Origin of the sequence: Methylorubrum subtropicum, from assembly GCF_038442325.1 — a bacterium.
Classification (GTDB): domain Bacteria; phylum Pseudomonadota; class Alphaproteobacteria; order Rhizobiales; family Beijerinckiaceae; genus Methylobacterium; species Methylobacterium subtropicum.
Genome location: NZ_JBBXMW010000006.1, coordinates 136,359 through 153,151 on the forward strand (window position 1 = coordinate 136,359; position 16,793 = coordinate 153,151).

At 70.8% G+C, this 16,793-nt stretch carries 10 protein-coding genes; 4 read left to right on the top strand and 6 right to left on the bottom strand.

Features of this window, described 5'->3' with window-relative positions; all coding sequences use genetic code 11:
* Nucleotides 1-42 precede the first annotated feature (42 nt).
* Genes AAHG03_RS10870 through AAHG03_RS10885 form a run of 4 tightly spaced genes read right to left on the bottom strand, consistent with a single transcriptional unit; the run spans nt 43 to nt 5,273 of the window.
* Nucleotides 43-3,144: an efflux RND transporter permease subunit gene (locus AAHG03_RS10870; protein ID WP_342150667.1), complete on the bottom strand. Its 3,102-nt coding sequence runs from the start codon at nt 3,142-3,144 to the stop codon at nt 43-45.
* Nucleotides 3,145-3,181: 37 nt separating this feature from the next.
* Nucleotides 3,182-4,405: an efflux RND transporter periplasmic adaptor subunit gene (locus AAHG03_RS10875; protein WP_342150668.1), complete on the bottom strand. Its 1,224-nt coding sequence runs from the start codon at nt 4,403-4,405 to the stop codon at nt 3,182-3,184.
* A complete protein-coding gene (locus AAHG03_RS10880) occupies nt 4,402-5,010 on the bottom strand; it encodes a TetR/AcrR family transcriptional regulator (RefSeq protein ID WP_342150669.1) in 609 nt (202 codons plus the stop codon). Before AAHG03_RS10880 ends, AAHG03_RS10875 begins: the two co-directional genes overlap by 4 nt.
* Complete coding sequence (locus tag AAHG03_RS10885) at nt 5,007-5,273, bottom strand: hypothetical protein (protein ID WP_342150670.1); 267 nt, start codon at nt 5,271-5,273, stop codon at nt 5,007-5,009. Before AAHG03_RS10885 ends, AAHG03_RS10880 begins: the two co-directional genes overlap by 4 nt.
* Nucleotides 5,274-5,639: 366 nt before the next feature.
* Between AAHG03_RS10885 and AAHG03_RS10890 the strand changes: the two genes are divergently transcribed.
* A complete protein-coding gene (locus AAHG03_RS10890; protein ID WP_342150671.1) occupies nt 5,640-6,377 on the top strand; it encodes a hypothetical protein in 738 nt (245 codons plus the stop codon).
* 293 nt (nt 6,378-6,670) lie between these two features.
* Entirely contained in the window at nt 6,671-8,992 is a 2,322-nt protein-coding gene (locus AAHG03_RS10895) for a Tex family protein (RefSeq protein WP_342150672.1), read from the top strand.
* 54 nt (nt 8,993-9,046) lie between these two features.
* Here the strand turns inward: AAHG03_RS10895 and AAHG03_RS10900 are convergent, their stop codons facing one another.
* Complete coding sequence (locus AAHG03_RS10900; protein WP_342150673.1) at nt 9,047-9,487, bottom strand: DUF779 domain-containing protein; 441 nt, start codon at nt 9,485-9,487, stop codon at nt 9,047-9,049.
* A 341-nt stretch (nt 9,488-9,828) separates the two neighbouring features.
* Here AAHG03_RS10900 and AAHG03_RS10905 point away from each other — a divergent pair, with 341 nt between their 5' ends.
* Both AAHG03_RS10905 and cysG read left to right on the top strand, forming a co-directional pair.
* Entirely contained in the window at nt 9,829-12,507 is a 2,679-nt protein-coding gene (locus AAHG03_RS10905; protein ID WP_342150674.1) for a nitrate reductase, read from the top strand.
* 196 nt (nt 12,508-12,703) lie between these two features.
* Nucleotides 12,704-14,161 carry a siroheme synthase CysG gene (gene cysG, locus AAHG03_RS10910; protein ID WP_342150675.1) on the top strand — a complete coding sequence of 486 codons (1,458 nt, stop codon included), beginning with the start codon at nt 12,704-12,706 and terminating at the stop codon, nt 14,159-14,161.
* A 275-nt stretch (nt 14,162-14,436) separates the two neighbouring features.
* Here the strand turns inward: cysG and AAHG03_RS10915 are convergent, their stop codons facing one another.
* Nucleotides 14,437-16,599 carry a molybdopterin-containing oxidoreductase family protein gene (locus AAHG03_RS10915; protein WP_342150676.1) on the bottom strand — a complete coding sequence of 721 codons (2,163 nt, stop codon included), beginning with the start codon at nt 16,597-16,599 and terminating at the stop codon, nt 14,437-14,439.
* Nucleotides 16,600-16,793: the final 194 nt, after the last annotated feature.

A 16,793-nucleotide genomic window follows, 5' to 3' on the forward strand; every position in this document is an offset into this window, starting at 1 on the left:
AATGACGGGGGGAGAGGCTTAGCCAAACTCCGGCCCGCGCCCTCACTCCCCCGGATGCGGCGCGACGGCGTGCGCGTGGGCCGGCGCCTCGTCGCGCGGGCCGACGAAGCGGCCGAGCCCGCGCCCGAGCAGACTGCCAAGGCTGTCCATCAGCAGGAACACCGCGGGCACGAACACCAGCGAGAGCAGCGTCGAGACGATCAGCCCGGCGATCACCGCGACCGCCATCGGCGCGCGGAACTCGCCGCCGACGCCGAAGGCCATGGCGGAGGGCACCATGCCGGCCGCCATGGCGATGGTGGTCATGACGATGGGGCGCGCCCGCTTGCGGCCGGCGTCCACGATGGCGGTGACGCGGTCCACGCCCGCGCGCATCTCCTCGACGGCGAAGTCCACCAGCATGATGGCGTTCTTGGTGACCAAGCCCATCAGCATCAGGATGCCGATGACGACCGGCATCGAGATCGGCATGTTGAACAGCAGCAGGCCGAGGATGGCGCCGCCGATGGAGAGCGGCAGCGAGAACAGGATGGTGAGTGGCTGGAGGAAGTTGCCGAACAGCAGCACGAGGACCGCGTAGACCATCATGATCCCGGCGCCCATCGCCATGAGGAAGCCGGAGAACACCTCGCCCATGATCTCGGCGTCGCCCGTCTGGCGGATCATCACGCCCGGCGGCAGGTTCTTGGCGGTCGGCGTATTCAACGCTTGCTCGATCAGCGAGCCGAGCGCGTCCGAGCCCTCCATGTTGGCTTCCACCGCGACGCGCACGACGCGGTCGTAGCGCTCGATCGCGCCCGGCCCCTGGTCGAGTTCGATGTCGGCGACCGCGGCGAGCGGCACGGCGGTGCCGTTCTTGGCCGGGACCTTGAGGTTTTCGAGCTTCGCCACCGCGCCGCGGGCGCTCTCGGGCAGTTGCACGCGGATCGGCACCTGCCGGTCGGCGGCGTTGAACTTCGCCAGATTCAGGCCGATGTCGCCGATGGTGCCGACGCGGACCGTCTCGGCGATGGTGTCGGTCGAGACGCCGAGATCGGCCGCCGCACCGGGTTTTGGGCGGATGCGCACTTCCGTGCGGTTGAGGGGTGCGGTCGACATCACCGAGACGAGGTGCGGGATCGCCGCCATGTCGCGCTGGAGGTTGGCCGCGACCTCGCTCACCACCGCCACGTCCGGACCGCCGACGACGAGCGCCAGATCGCGCTGGCCGTTGTCGCGCAGCGTCCACGAGCGGATGTCGGGCTCGTCGGCGAGGATGCCGGCGATCTCGGTCTCCAGCGTCCACTGGCGCTTGGCCCGCTGGTTCTTCGGCGTCAGGTTGACGATGAGGGTGGCGAGCCGGGTCTCCTTCTTGCCGCCGGCCTGCCGCCCGCCGTCCACGAAGACGGACGTGACCTCGGGCAGCGCGCGGATGCGCTCCACCACCCGGTCGGCGACCGCCATGGTGTCGGGGAGCCGCGCACCCGGCGCCAGCTCGATCATGAACAGGGTGCGGGCGTTGTCCTGCTTGGGCACGAAGCCCGAGGGCAGCATTTTCGTAGACGCCAGCGACCCGACGAACAGCGCCAGCCCGACGAACAGGGTGATCCACTTGTGGCGCACCGACCAGCCGACGAGGCGGGCATAGGCCCGCATCACCGGGCCCTCGCGCTCCTCCGCATGGCCGTGGTCGCGCAAAAAGTAGGCGGCGAGCATCGGCGTGATGAGGCGGGCGACCAGCAGCGACATGAACACCGACACCGCGATGGTCAGGCCGAACTGGATGAAGTAGCGGCCCGCAATGCCGCCCATGAACGAGACCGGGGCGAACACCGCGATCAGCGTCGCCGTGATCGCGATGACGGCCAGCCCGATCTCGTCGGCGCCCTCGATCGCCGCGCGGTAGGGCGATTTGCCGAGCCGCATGTGCCGGACGATGTTCTCGATCTCGACGATGGCGTCGTCCACGAGGATGCCGGTCACCAGCGTGATGGCGAGCAGGCTGATGCCGTTGAGGGTGAAGCCGAGCGCGTCCATCGCCCAGAAGGTTGGGAACACCGAGAGCGGCAGCGCCACCGCGGCGATCAGGGTGGCGCGCCAGTCGCGCAGGAACAGGAACACCACGATCACGGCGAGCAGGGCGCCCTCGATCAGGGTGTGCATGGCCGAATCGTAGCTGCCGATGGTCGCCGCGACCGAGGAATCGATCGTCTCGAAGCGGATGTCGGGATAGTTTTGGCGAAACTCCGCGATTTTCTGCTCGACGCCTTTGGCGACCTCTGCGTCGCTGGCGCCGGAGCCGCGGGAGACCGAGAAGGCGACGACCGGCGCGCCGTTGAAGCGGGCGAAGGTGCGCGGCTCCTCGATGCCGTCCTCCACCGTGGCGAGGTCGTCGAGCCGCACCTTCCGCCCGCCGGGCAGGACGATGGTGGTGGCCTTGAGGTCGCGGATGGTGCGCGCGGCGGCGAGCGTGCGGATCGACTGCTCGCGCCCGCCGATCTCGCCGCGCCCGCCCGCCATGTCGACGGAGGTGGCCCGCACCTGCCGGTTCACCTCCGCCGCGGTGATGCCGAGCGCGAGAAGCCGGTCGGGCTGGGGCGTGATGCGGATTTCCCGCGCCACGCCGCCCACGCGCTCGACGCCGCCGACGCCCTTCACCCCCTGAAGCGTGCGGGCGACCTTGTCCTCGACGAACCACGAGAGTTCGGCGGGCGTCATCGCCGGGGCGGTGACGCCGTAGATCAGGATCGGCAGGCCGGTGATCTCGACGCGCTGGATCACCGGCTCGTCGATGGTGCGCGGTAGGTTGATGCGGATCTTGGAGATCGCGTCCTTCACGTCGTTGACGGCGCGGTCGGTGTTCACCTCGAGCCGAAACTCGACCGTGGTGACGGAGGAGCCTTCGGTGATCGCCGAGGTGATGTGCTTGACCCCGCGCACGCCCGCGATGGAGTCCTCGACCCACTTCGTGACCTGCGTCTGCAACTCGGAGGGCGCCGCGCCCCCTTGCGTGATCGTGACCGAGACGATCGGCACGTCGACGTTCGGCATGCGCGTGACGGCCAAGCCCCGGAAGCTGACGAGGCCGAGCACGATCAGCACGAGGAACAGGACGAGGGGGGCGATCGGGTTGCGGATCGCCCAAGCGGAAACGTTCAGGCGCATCGGGGCGACCCGCTCATTCTTTCAGGAAAAGCGCGCCTCAGCGCGCGTCGGCGGTGGCTTGCGGCGAGGGCGCCGACGCGACCGCGGCGGCCCGGCCCGGAACGGGGACCGGACGGACCCGGTCCCCATCCCTCAAAAAGCTGCCGGCGCGGGCGACGACGCGCTCGCCGTCGTTGAGGCCGGCGCGGATCTCGATGTCGTCGTCGTCGGACAGGCCGGTGCGGACCTCGCGCGACTCGACCCGGTCCTCGGCGACGACGAGGACCGAGCTGCGCTTTCCCCCGCCGTAGAGCACCGAGGCCTGGGGCACGGTGACGCCGCGGGTGCGGGCGAGTTCGACCGCGCCGCGCACGAAGGTGCCGATGCGAAGCCGCGGATCGGGATCGAGGCGCACGCGCACCTTGCCGAGCCGGCTCGCCCGGTCGACCTCGGGGTAGACCACGCGGACGGAGCCCGACACGCGCTCGCCCTCGCCGATCTCGATGAAGGCGGGCGCACCTTCGCGCAGCAGCGGCAGCCGGGTCTCGATGACCTCGCCCTCCAGCTCGATCTCGCCGCGCGCGATCAGGCGAAATAACGGCTCGGCCGCCGACGAGGCCGCCATGCCGACGCGGGCCGTGCGGCGGCTGACGATGCCGGCCTCCGGGGCGCGGATTTCGGTGCGGGCGAGGCGCAGTTCGAGTTCGGCCTTCACGGCCTGCGCCTGCGCCAGATCGGCCCGGGCGATGGAGAGGCCGTTGCGAGCGAATGTCAGCTTGCCCTCGGCCTGGCGGAGCGCCGCGGTGCGGCTTTCCATCACCACCGCGGTGGCGTTGCCGGTCTGCATCAGCGACTTGGCGCGCTCGAAGGCGAGGCGGGCTTCCGTTTCGGCGGCCTCGGCCTGCTCGATGCTCGATTGCGCCTGTGGGACGGCGGCGGTGGCCTTCTCGACGAGCGCCGCCTGCTGGGCGAGCTGGCGGTCGATCAGGTCGCGGTTGAGACGGGCCAGCACCTGCCCCTTGGCGACGCGGGCGCCCTCCTCCACCAGCAGCTCGACGATGCGGTAGCCGTCGATTTCGGGGCTGACCAGAATTTCGTCGCGGGGCACCAGCGTGCCGGTGACGACGATGCTCTCGACGATCTCGCGGCGCGCGGCCTCGACCACGCTGACGGTGGGGGCCCGCGGCGTGACGGCCGCCGCGGTCTCGGCGCGCACCGCCGGGGCCGCTGCGATGGCGAGGCCGGCTGCGGCGAACAGAAGAAGGCGGCGGGCGGCGCTCATGCGGCGGCCTTGTGCGCGAGGCCCGCATCGATCAGGGCAAGCAGCTGCCTGACCGCCGGGCCGGGTTCGTAATCGGGGTTGAGGGCGCGATCGACGATGATCCCCTTCATCAGGGGAGCGATCGCCTCGTACAGGCCGGCGGCGTCGCATCCCGGCGCGATGGCCGAGAAAATCTCGATCAGCCACGTGCGGCCTTCCTGGTCGCCGCGCTCGATCATGGTGCCGATGGCCGGGTTGCGGGTCGCCTCGGCCCAGAGGTCGAGGCGCAGGATCGCCGCGCCGCGGGTCATCTCGGTGAAGTAGGCCGCGAGAATGCCGGTGAGCACGCCGCGGCGGTCGCCGCTGCGCTCCAGCATCTCGACCAGCACGGCGCCGCGCTCGCGGTCGCGCTCGGCGAGGCCAAGGACGACGGCTTCCTTCGAATCGAAGTAGCGGTAGATGTTGCCGGGGCTCATCGCCGCCTCGCGGGCGAGGTCCTGCATCGTCGTGCGGTGGAAGCCGTTGCGCACGAAGCAGGCTTCCGCCGCGTCGAGGATGTGGGCCTGCCGTACGGCTTGCGCCGAGGTCGGCTCGATCCGGGTCTGAACTGCGGCGCTCGCGCTCACGAGGCGGCTCCCGGCAGCACGGCCGGTAACACGGCACACGCGCGGGGCTGGCCGTCGAGGTCGGCGCAGAGCCGGGCCTGCCAGCCCGTCTGGCCCGCTCCGGTCCAGCCGATCAGCGCGAGCCACGCCATCGCCACGACGAGGCAGAGGGCGAGGTTGGCCGGGGTGCAGATCTCCTGGGCGACGCGCAGGACCCGGAGCTGAAGCCGGCTCGGGCGGGAAGCGGATTTTTCTTCCCAACGACGATCGAGAGTGACGCTCACGGGAACCTCCTGCGCTGCCGAGGTTGATAGTGAACGTTCATTCTCATGTCAATGAACGTTCATTCTCATCGCGTGCGAGCGGGCACGTTCGGGCGGCCTGTGGCCGGGATGCGACGCTAGGCGGCCCCTATCGGCGTTCCTGACCGTATCTCTCGATGAGAGGTTCGGACGCTCTCCTCCCCCTTGCGGGGAGGAGGTAGGAGGTGGGGGTGGTGCAGACGGCACCGCGACGCTCGATCCTGCCCGACCCCCACCCCTACCCTTCCCCGCAAGGGGGAGGGACATGCGCGCGCCATGACCCTGACCGTTCCATCGCCGTCGACACCCCCGAGCGCCCTCCCCGGCGCGTCGGGTTAGGCCGCTGCCATGGCGACATCGGAATGGCGCGAGAGCCGCAACGCGGCGGCCCGGGCGCGGCTGGAAAAGTCCCTGCGGCCGGGCTTTCCCGCCCACGTGCTGCACCACGCGCTGACGCGTCCGCTGATTCCGCCGACGCCGAGCCGGGCGGTGGCGAGCTACTGGCGCCATCACGTCCTGCGGGCCGACCGCCTCGCCCGCGCGCTCGCCGCCCGCACCGGCGCGCCGGAGGGCTGGACGTGGCAAGTGGGGGGTGGCGAGGGCCGGCCCGCGAGCTTCCGGGTGCCGCCCGCGCCCTTCCGCGAGGACGCCCACGCCCCCGGCCCCGGCGCCTGCCGCATCTGCGGCGGGCCGGTCTTCCGCTTCGGCTGGCACCGGGATCTCGCGGGCGACGGCGCCCCGAGCAAGCGGGCCGGCTGGCACGCCGCCTGCGTGATCGCCTGGGAGTTCTGGTGCGCGCCGAGCGACCATCTCAAGGAATTGAAGGCGCGCCAGCGCCACCGCTGCGCCGTCTCGGGCAAGCGCCTGCTGCGGGGCGCGGAGGTCGATCACCGCCTGCCGCTCTACCGGGTCTGGCGCGAGGAGCGCGACCTGCCCTGGCCGTTCCTGCTCGGCCATTGGGGCGCGCCGAACCTGCAGGTGGTCAACCGCGCCGGCCATGTCCTGAAGTGCCGCGAGGAGGCGGACGAGCGGGCGGCCACGCGGCGCGACGCGTCGGTGATCGCGCCGGACGACGATTTGGCCTGATCGGTAGGGCTTCCAAAGCCAGTCTAACCTCGCCGTCATTCCGGGGCTCGCCGCAGGCGAGAACCCGGAATCCACGACTGGCCGCGAGGGCGCAGCTTGAGCCGGGCATCCCGCATCACGGGTGGATTCCGGGTTCCGCTGCGCGGCCCCGGAATGACGGCGGTGGGGATGGGGCGCGAGCCAGACGCGCGTCCTGCGAAGTGCGACGCCCTCACCCTCCCCGCTTTCGCCTTGCGTCTCGCGGCAACCGCTTTATCCCGTGCCCCCCTGCCGCCCGCGATGGAGACCCCCCGATGGCCGTGACGAAGACCGTGAACGGGCTCATCGCCGAGGAACTGGGCGTCCGCGAGGGGCAGGTCGCGGCGGCGGTCGAGTTGCTCGACGGCGGCTACACGGTCCCCTTCGTCGCCCGCTACCGCAAGGAGGCGACGGGCTCGCTCGACGACGCGCAGCTGCGCACCCTGGCCGAGCGCCTCGGCTACCTGCGCGACCTCGCCGAGCGCCGCGCCACGATCACCGAGAGCATCCGGGCCCAGGGCAAGCTGACGCCGGAGCTGTCCGCGGCGATCGCCGGCGCCGAGACCAAGGCGCGGCTGGAGGACATCTATCTCCCGTTCCGCCCCAAGCGCCGCTCCAAGGCGCAGACCGCCCGCGAAGCCGGGCTGGCGCCGCTGGCCGAAACCCTGCTGGCCAAGCCCGAGACGCATCCCGAGCGGGCGGCGCAAGCCTACGTCGCCGCTGACAAGGGCATCGACTCCGCGGAAGCCGCGCTGGAAGGGGCGCGGGCCATCCTGATCGAGCGGTTTGCCGAGGATGCCGACCTGATCGGGCGCCTGCGCGAGGACTTTTGGAAGACCGGCGAAGCGGTCTCGCGCGTGCGCAAGGGCAAGGAGGCGACGGGCCAGAAGTTCGCGGATTACTTCGACTGGCGCGAGCGCCTCGAAAAGATGCCCTCGCACCGGGTGCTGGCGCTGTTCCGCGGCGAGGCCGAGGAGGTGCTGGAGATCGGCCTCTCGGCGGACGGCGAGGATTCGCCCTCCGGCCTGCCCGGCCCGTTCGAGCTGGCGGTGTGCCGCCGCCACGCCGTCTCGGCCCGCGGGCGCCCGGCCGATGCGTGGTTGCTTGAGACCGTGCGGCTCGCGTGGCGCACCAAGATCCGCACCGGCATCAAGGCGGACCTGCGCACCCGCCTGTTCGAGCGGGCCGAGGACGCTGCCGTGAAGGTGTTCGCCGGCAATCTCAAGGACTTGCTGCTGGCCGCCCCCGCGGGCGGGCGTGCCACCCTCGGGCTCGATCCGGGCTACCGCAACGGCGTGAAGGCGGCCGTCGTCGACGCCACCGGCAAGGTTCTGGCGGTCGAGACCACCTACCCGCACGAGCCGCAGCGGCGCTGGAACGAGTCGGTCGCGGCACTCTCAAAACTCTGCCGGCGCCACGGTGTCGAGCTGATCGCGGTGGGCAACGGCACCGCCTCGCGCGAGACCGATCGGCTCGCCGCCGAGATCATTTCGGCCAACCCCGACCTGAGCCTCGCCAAGGTGATGGTCTCGGAGGCCGGCGCCTCGGTCTACTCGGCCTCGGCCATCGCGTCGAAAGAGCTGCCCGACCTCGACGTGTCGCATCGTGGCGCCGTCTCGATCGCGCGGCGGCTTCAGGACCCGCTGGCCGAACTCGTGAAGATCGACCCGAAATCCATCGGCGTCGGCCAGTACCAGCACGATATCGGCGAGCAGAAGCTGTCGCGCTCGCTGGACGGCGTGGTCGAGGACGCGGTGAACGCCGTCGGCGTCGACGTGAACACCGCCTCCGTGCCGCTTCTCGCCCAGGTCTCGGGCCTCGGCGAGTCGGTGGCGGCCAAGATCGTGGCCCACCGCGACGGCAACGGCCCGTTCCGCACCCGCACGGCGCTCAAGAAGGTGCCGGGGCTCGGGCCCAAGACGTTCGAACTCGCCGCGGGATTCCTGCGCATCCCCGATGGGACCGACCCGCTCGACCGCTCCGGCGTCCACCCCGAGGCCTATCCGGTGGTGCGCCGCATCTTGGAGGCGACGAAGAGCGACATCAAAGTGCTGATCGGCAACGCGGCGGTGCTGGGCGGGCTTTCCCCTGAGCGCTTCGCCGACGAGCGCTTCGGCGTGCCGACCGTGCGCGACATCCTCAGGGAGCTGGAGAAGCCCGGCCGCGATCCGCGCCCCGCCTTCAAGACCGCGAGCTTTCAGGAGGGCGTCGAAAAGATTTCCGACCTCAAGCCGGGGATGCAGCTGGAGGGCGTGGTCACCAACGTCGCGGCCTTCGGCGCCTTCGTCGATGTCGGCGTGCATCAGGACGGGCTGGTGCACATCTCGGCGATGGCCCGCCGCCGCATCGCTTCACCGTCCGAGGTGGTGAAGGCGGGCGACGTGGTGCGGGTGCTGGTGCTGTCGGTGGACGTGCCGCGCAAGCGCATCGGCCTGTCGATGCGGCTGGACGATCCGGTGGACGGGACGCCGGTGGCGGCGCGGAGCGCTCCGCGGCCGGTCTCGCCGCCGCCGCGGACGCCCGCGCCGCAGCCAGAGCGCGGCGGCGCGCTGGCCGACGCGTTCCGGCGGGCCAAGGGGCAGCCCTCGGGGCGGTGAGGCCCCTCCCCCGTGCGGCGGGACCGGCGCTCGGAATGCGGGAAGCCCGATCCCTCAGAGCTGGCAGGCGCCGGCCAGCGCCTCGTTCTCGGCCTGCGAGAACAGTCGCGAGCGGATGTGGAACCGCTTCTCGCGGCCGTTCTCCAGGGAGAACATCCCGCCGCGGCCGGGCACCACGTCGAGGATGATGTGGGTGTGCTTCCAGACGCCGAACTGCGAGCGCGAGATGAAGAAGTCCGCGCCCCCGACCTGGCCGAGATGCACGTCGCCGTCGCTGGTGATGAAGTCGCCGACGGGGTAGCACATCGGCGAGGAGCCGTCGCAGCAGCCGCCCGACTGGTGGAACATCACCGGGCCGTACTCGGATTTTAGCTCCGCGATGAGTTCCAGCGCGGCGGGCGTCGCCGTCACGCGCAGCGGCGTGCCCGCGTTGTCGGCCTGCTCGGCGGTGACGGGATCGATGGTTTCGGCCGGGTGCGGCGTCGGCTCGCTCATGGTCCAAATCTCCCTTTGATGTTGTTGTCGTTATGTGAGGCCGGCTCGGCGGATTTCCACGAATCCGGTGTCTGCGGACGAGACTAGCGCATCGTCTTGGATATCGTATCCAGAACGATGCACTAGGTTCTTGTGCCGCATCGGTTTTTCCGAAAGCCGGCGGCCACCTTTCGGACCGATGCTCTAGCAGGGCGGCCGGGCCCCCGACATTCGCCCTTGGGCGCAAGCGGCCCGACCGCCCAGCGATGCGCCGATCCGCCCCGGCGCGGGAGCCGCGTGCATGGCGCCCGGCCTGATCCTTGCTCTGCGGATTTTCGAGAAGAATCCGCCGAGGATCCGCCATGACCCAACCGTCTCCCGCTCTCGCCGCGCCCGCGGTGAAGACGACCTGCCCCTATTGCGGGGTGGGCTGCGGCGTGCTGGCCACGCCGGACGGGCAGGGCGGCGTCGGCATCGCGGGCGATCCCGAGCATCCGGCGAATTTCGGCCGGCTCTGCTCCAAGGGTTCGGCGCTCGGCGAGACCGTCGATCTGGGGGACCGGCTGCTGAAGCCCACCGTCGACGGGCAGGTTGCCTCCTGGGAGGGCGCGTTGGGTGCCGTCGCGGGCAGCCTCAAGAGAATCGCCGAGCGGCACGGGCCGGATTCGATCGCCTTCTACCTCTCGGGCCAGTTGCTGACGGAGGATTATTACGTCGCCAACAAGCTCGCGAAGGGGTTTTTGGGCACGCCTCATGTCGACACGAACTCGCGGCTCTGCATGTCGAGCGCGGTCGCGGCCCACCGCCGCGCCTTCGGCTCCGACACGGTGCCGGGCTGCTACGAGGATCTCGACGAGGCCGACCTGATCGTGCTGGTCGGCTCCAACGCCGCGTGGTGCCACCCGATCCTGTTTCGCCGGATGATCGACGCCCGCAACAAACGCGGCACGAAGATCGTCACGGTCGATCCCCGCCGCACCCAGACCGGCGAGGAAGCCGACCTGCATCTGGGGATCGCGCCCGGCACCGACACCGCCCTGTTCTCCGGGCTGCTCGTCCATCTCGCGGATCGGGGCAAGCTCGACGCCCGCTTCATCGCCGAGCACACCGCGGGCTTCGACGGCGCTCTGGAGCGCGCCCGCCAGATCGCCCCGGACGCCGCCGCCACGGCCCGGGCCACGGGGCTCGCGGAAGCCGAGGTGCAGGCCTTCTTCGACCTCTTCGAACGGACCCAGAAGGTCGTCACCGGCTTCAGCCAGGGCGTGAACCAGTCGGCCCAGGGCACCGACAAGGGCAACGCCATCATCAACTGCCACCTCGCCACCGGGCGGATCGGCAGGCCCGGCATGGGCCCGCTCTCGCTCACCGGTCAGCCCAACGCCATGGGCGGGCGCGAGGTCGGCGGCTTGGCCAACATGCTGGCCGCCCACATGCATTTCGCGCCGGAAGAGGTGGACCGCGTCCGGAGGTTCTGGAAGGCCCCCAACATCATCACCGGCGAGGGGATGAAGGCGGTGGCGCTGTTCGAGGCCATCGAGCGGGGCAAGATCAAGGCTTTGTGGGTGATGGGCACCAACCCGCTGGTGTCGATGCCGCGGGCCGACCGCATCCGCGACGCGATCGCCGGGCTCGACCTCTACGTCGTGTCGGAGGCCATCGCGACCAGCGACAGCGCGCGGGCGACCGGCAAAAAAACGGTGCTGCTGCCCGCGCTCGCCTGGGGCGAGAAGGACGGCACGGTGACGAATTCGGAACGCCGCATCTCGCGCCAGCGCGCCTTCCTGAAAGCCCCGGGCGAGGCCCGGGCCGATTGGGCGATCATGGGCGACGTCGCCCGCCGCCTCGGCTACGGCGACCACTTCGCCTACCGCTCGGCGGCCGAGATTTTTCGCGAGCACGCCGCGCTCTCGGCCTTCGAGAACGACGGCACCCGCGACTTCGACATCGGCGGTTTGGCCGACATCACCGAGCGCGCCTACGACGCGCATCTGCCCGCGCAATGGCCGCTGCCGAAGCGCGAGGCCAAGGGCCGCGCCCGGCTCTTCGCCGATGGGCGCTTCTTCACCTTCGACCGGCGCGCCCGCTTCGTCGCGGTGCAGCCCCCGGCCTTGGCGCAGGCCGCCAGCCCGGAGCGCCCGCTGGTGCTCAACACCGGCCGCGTGCGCGACCACTGGCACACCATGACCCGCACCGGCAAAAGCCAGCGGCTCTCGGCTCACCGCGCCGTGCCCTTCGTCGAGGTCCATCCCGACGATGCGGCCCGCTTCGGCCTCAAGGACGGCGGCTTCGCGAAGGTAACGACGGAGGCCGGCACCGCGACGCTCGAAGTGACCGTGACGGACGGCGTGCGGCCGGGCTCGGTGTTCGTGCCGATGCACTGGAGCGACATGACGTCTTCCGATGGGCGCGCCGCCGCGCTCGCCCGCGGCGTGACCGATCCGGTCTCCGGCCAGCCCGAGCTGAAGGCGACGCCCGCCGCCGTCGAGCCGGTCGCCTACCGCTCCCGCGGCTATCTGCTGACCCGCACGCCCCTCGCCGCCCCCGCGGGCTGGTGGTGGGCGCGGGCGACCGTTTCCGGCGGCTCCGGCCTGCTGTTCGCCACCCAGGAGGGCTCGCGCGAGATGGCGCTGGCGATCCGCGGGCTGTTTCCCGGCCAGGAACTCGCCGAATACGTCGATCACGCCCGCGGGCTCTACCGCTGCGCCGTCTACGGCGACGGCAAGCTCATGGCCGCCCTCTCGGTCGCGCCGGGCGAAAGGCGGCCGGATTGGGAACTCGCCAAGCAGGTGTTTGCGCAACCCGATCTCGACGCGGTGGACCGGCGCACGCTGCTCTCCGGTCGGGCGGCGGGGGCCTCGGCGGGCCCTGTGGTCTGCGCCTGCCACGGCGTCGGGCTCGACGTCATCACGGCGGCCATCGCGGGCGGCGCCGGCTCGGTCGAGGCGGTGGGCGCGGCCTGCAAGGCGGGGACGAATTGCGGCTCGTGCATCCCAGAGATCCGCAAGCTCCTGCCCGGAGCGCTTGCGCGCAACGCCGCCTGAGCGCAAGTTTTCTCACCTGCTCTCCTCCCCCTTGCGGGGAGGAGCCGGAGGTGGGGGGCGGGCAGGAGGCACCGGTGCGGTTCCTCCTGAACCACCCCCACCCCTGACCCCTCCCCGCAAGGGGGAGGGGAACGCGCCGGCCTTCGTCGCGCAGACGAACGGCTTACACCGAGCAACGAAGTCCGCGTCGAAGCCCATGAGCACACCCCGCCAACCCCGCGAAACCCGCGCCGGCCTCGAGCCGCTGGCGGTGCTGCCCGTGTTCGTGCCGCTCCAGGACAAGCGGGCGGTGCTCGCCGGCTCCAATGCGGGCGCGCCGTGGAAGGTGAAGCTGCTCGCCGCCGCGGGCGCCCGCGTCGATGTCTACGCCGAGGAGCCGAGCGAGGAGCTGCGCGGCGTGCCGGCCGAGATCGCCGCCGGCTCGGTGACCCTGCACGAGCGCCGCTGGACCCCCGAGGATCTGCAGGGCGCCGCCTTCGCCATCGGGGCGATGGAGGACGAGGACGATTGCGTCGCCTTCGTCGCGGAAGCGCGCCGGGCCGGCGCCATCGTCAACGCGGTGGACCGGCCGCATCTGTGCGACGTGAAGTTCGGCGCCATCGTCAACCGCTCGCCGCTCGTCGTCGGCATCTCGACCGAGGGCGCCGCCCCGGTCTTCGGCCAGACCGTGCGGGCGCGCATCGAGGCGATGCTGCCGCGCGGCTTCAAGCACTGGGTCGGCGCGGCGCGTGACTGGCGCGAGACCGTCTCGGCCCGCTTCCACGGTTTTTCCGAGCGGCGCGGCTTCTGGGAGCGCTTCACCGACCGCGCCTTCGCCGAGCCGGATCGGGCCCCGACGCAAGAAGACCTCGACGAACTGATGGGGCAGGCCGAGGCGCTGCCGCTGGGCGGAGCCGTCACGCTGGTGGGCGCCGGACCGGGCGACGCCGAACTCCTCACCCTCAAGGCGCTGCGGGCTCTGCGCAACGCCGACGTGATCCTCTACGACGACCTCGTCGCCCCCGAGATCCTCGACTACGCCCGCCGCGAGGCCCGCACGATGCTGGTCGGCAAGACCGGGCACGGCCCCTCCTGCCGCCAGGACGACATCAACGCCCTGATGGTCTCGCTGGCGAAATCCGGAAAGCAGGTGGTGCGGCTGAAATCCGGCGATCCGCTGGTGTTCGGCCGGGCCGGCGAGGAGATCGAGGCCTGCCGGCTCGCCGGCATTCCCTGCACGGTAGTGCCCGGCGTCTCGGCGGCGCAGGGCGCGGCCGCGGCTCTCGGCGTCTCGCTGACCCACCGCGACGCGGCGCGGCGCCTGCAATTCGTCACCGGCCACGACCGCCGCGGCGCGCTGCCCGACGACCTGAACTGGGGGGCGCTCGCCGATCGCAGCGTCACCACCGTGGTCTACATGCCCAAGCGCACGCTCGGCGCGCTGCTGGAGCGGGCGATCACGGAAGGCCTCGCGCCGACGACGCCGGCGCTGGTGGTGTTCAACGCCACCCGCCCCGGCCAGCAGACGGTCGCCGGCACCGCCGCCGACCTCGCCGGCAAGGTCGAGGCGTCGGGGTTCGAAGGCCCGGCGATCCTGATGGTCGGCGAGGCGCTGGGCCGCCGCGAGGCCGGCACGGCGCTGCCGGGGCCGGAACTGCACGCCGCCGCGTCCTGAAGCGCCGCGCCGAAGCTCGCCGCGCGGCGGCCCCGCCCCTTGCGGCAGGGCGAATCACCCATGAGCAATGAGGCCGGCGGGGCCCGCCGTCCCATCCGGACCGCGGCGTCCTGAAGGCCGATGGCGGCGCGCGGGGCCGCCACCGCAGCACGACCCGCGCAGGGAAGATCGCCGCCCGTCCATCGAGTGGCGTCAAAGCGCGGCCCGCGGCTCGAATTCGAACCGCGGACCGTCTAAAGCATCGTCCCGAAAGCCGGGAGAGGCGCAGCGTCTCGTCAGTTCGAGCGGGACACCTCGACGAGATTATCCGAGAACGACGGCGCGTGGCCCATGTCGGTGAAGGCGCCCGACGAGATGCTGTTGACCGTGCCCTCGTTGAGCTGGCGCCAGTAGCCCAGCGTCGCCACCACGATGCCGGGGTTCACGTCGTCGGTGATGCGCGCCACGCCCTTGAAGGCGCCGCGGTCGTTGCCGACCTGGACCCGGTCGCCGTTGCGGATGCCGCGGGCGTCGGCGTCGGCTTGGTTGATCATCACGAACTGCTCGCCCTGGCCCTTCTGCTTGTCCTCCATGTTCGCGTAGCACGAGTTCAGGAAGTAGTGGCTCTTGGGCGAGACGATGTTGAGCGGGAAGCGCTTGGCGAGTTCCGGATCGTTCGTGTGCGACTCGCGCGGGCCGAGATAATCGGGCAGCGGGTCGAGGGCCTCGCCCGGCTGGAAGCCCTCGTACATCTGCCGGAACGGGGGGGCGACGAAGTTCGTGGCGCCCTCGACCTTGAACATGCACTTGCCGGTGGGCGTCGGGAAATTACCCTCCCGGTGCGGCGCGCGGTCGTCGGGCGTGCCGACCTTCAGGCGGGCGAAGCCGTGCTCGCGCATGTAGGCGAGGTCGATGCCCTCGCAGGCCGGCGACGACCAATCGACGTAGTGCTCCAGGCACTCCGAATCGGTCCATTGGAAGTTCTCTTCCTCGAAGCCGAGCCGCGCGGCGAGCCGGCGGAAGATCTCGTTGTTCGGGATCGCCTCGCCGGGCGCCTCGGCGCACTTGGTGTTGTAGGTGAGGTAGAGGTGGCCCCAGGACAGGATCATGTCCTCCATCTCCGCGCCCATGGTCGCCGGCAGCAGGATGTCGGCGTAGGAGGCGGTGTCGGAGATGAAGTGCTCGGCCGAGACCATGAACAGGTCCTCGCGCATCAGCCCCTCGACGATCTTGTCGGTCTCGGGCGCCTGCGTGACCGGGTTCGAGTTCCAGCACATCATCGACATGATCGGCGGGTCGAGCAGCATCTCGCCGGTCAGCGCCCGGCCGATCTGCAGGTTCGAGACGACGCGGGTGCCCTCGGGGATCAGGTCCGGGCGGCAGATCACGTCGAACTTGTAGGGGTGCTCCCACACGCCGAACTGGGTGATGCCGCCGCCGACATGGCGCCACGCGCCGGTGAGCGCCGGGATGCAGGCGACCGCCCGGATGGTCTGGCCGCCGCCGTAATGGCGCTCAAGCGCCACGCCGATGCGGATGCCCACCGGCTGCTCGGTCGCCATCTCGCGGGCGAGCCTGCGGATGTCGTCGGCCGAGACGCCGGTGATCTCGGCGGCCCATTCGGGCGTGCGGGTGCTGGCCCGCTCCTTCAGCTCCTCGAAGCCGACCGTGTAGTTGTCGACGTAGTCCTGATCGACCAACCCCTGCTCGATGATCGAATTGATCAGCGCCATGGCGAGCGCGCCGTCGGTGCCGGGCTTCGGGGCGATGTGCCAGTCGGCGGCCTTGGCGGTGCGCGAGGCGTAGGTGTCGATCACGACGACCTTGGCGCCCTTCTTCTGGGCGTCCTTCACGATCGCCCAGTGGTGCAGGTTGGTGCTGACCGAGTTGCAGGCCCAGATGACGATGTACTTAGAGTGGATGTAGCTGTCCGGGTCGAGGCCCGCGGTCGGGCCGACCGTGAGCAGCCACGCGGTGCAGGAGCCCTCGCCGCAGAAGGTGCGCTCGGTGACGGTGGCGCCCATCCGGTTGAAGAACGCGTCGCCGCCGTTCAGCCCGTGCACGAGGCCCTGGTTGCCGAGATAGCTGTAGGGCGCGATGGCCTGCGGCCCGTGACGGTCGATGATGTCCTTCCAGCGCGTCACGATGGTGTCCAGCGCCTCGTCCCAGCTGATGCGCTCGAATTCCTTCGAGCCCTTCGGGCCGACCCGCTTCATCGGGTAGAGCAGCCGGTCGGGATGGTAGTGGCGCTTCTCGTAGTCCTTGAGCTTCACGCAGAGGCCGCCGCGGGTCATCGGATGATCCGGGTTGCCGCGCACGCCCTGAAGCTGTCCGTCCTTGACGTCGAACAGCATCGAGCAGGTGTCGGGGCAATCGTGCGGGCAACCGCCGAAGAACGTCTCCGTCAGGCTCTCGGCCTCGGCGACGATCAGGGAGTCCGGCTTGACGATCTCGTTCATGGTTCCTCCGCGCTCGAACCGGGGCCTCGTTCGATGGGCCGGGCTTCGATGGCTGGAGGCAGCATGCCTCAACTCAAGAATAATTCAAATCCGAAGGAGCGGGGCGGCAGGATGGTGCTGGTCGCCGCCTCGCCACTTCGTGTTCCGATCCACACCGTCATCGCGAGGCGAAGCCGAAGCGATCCAGGGCGCGA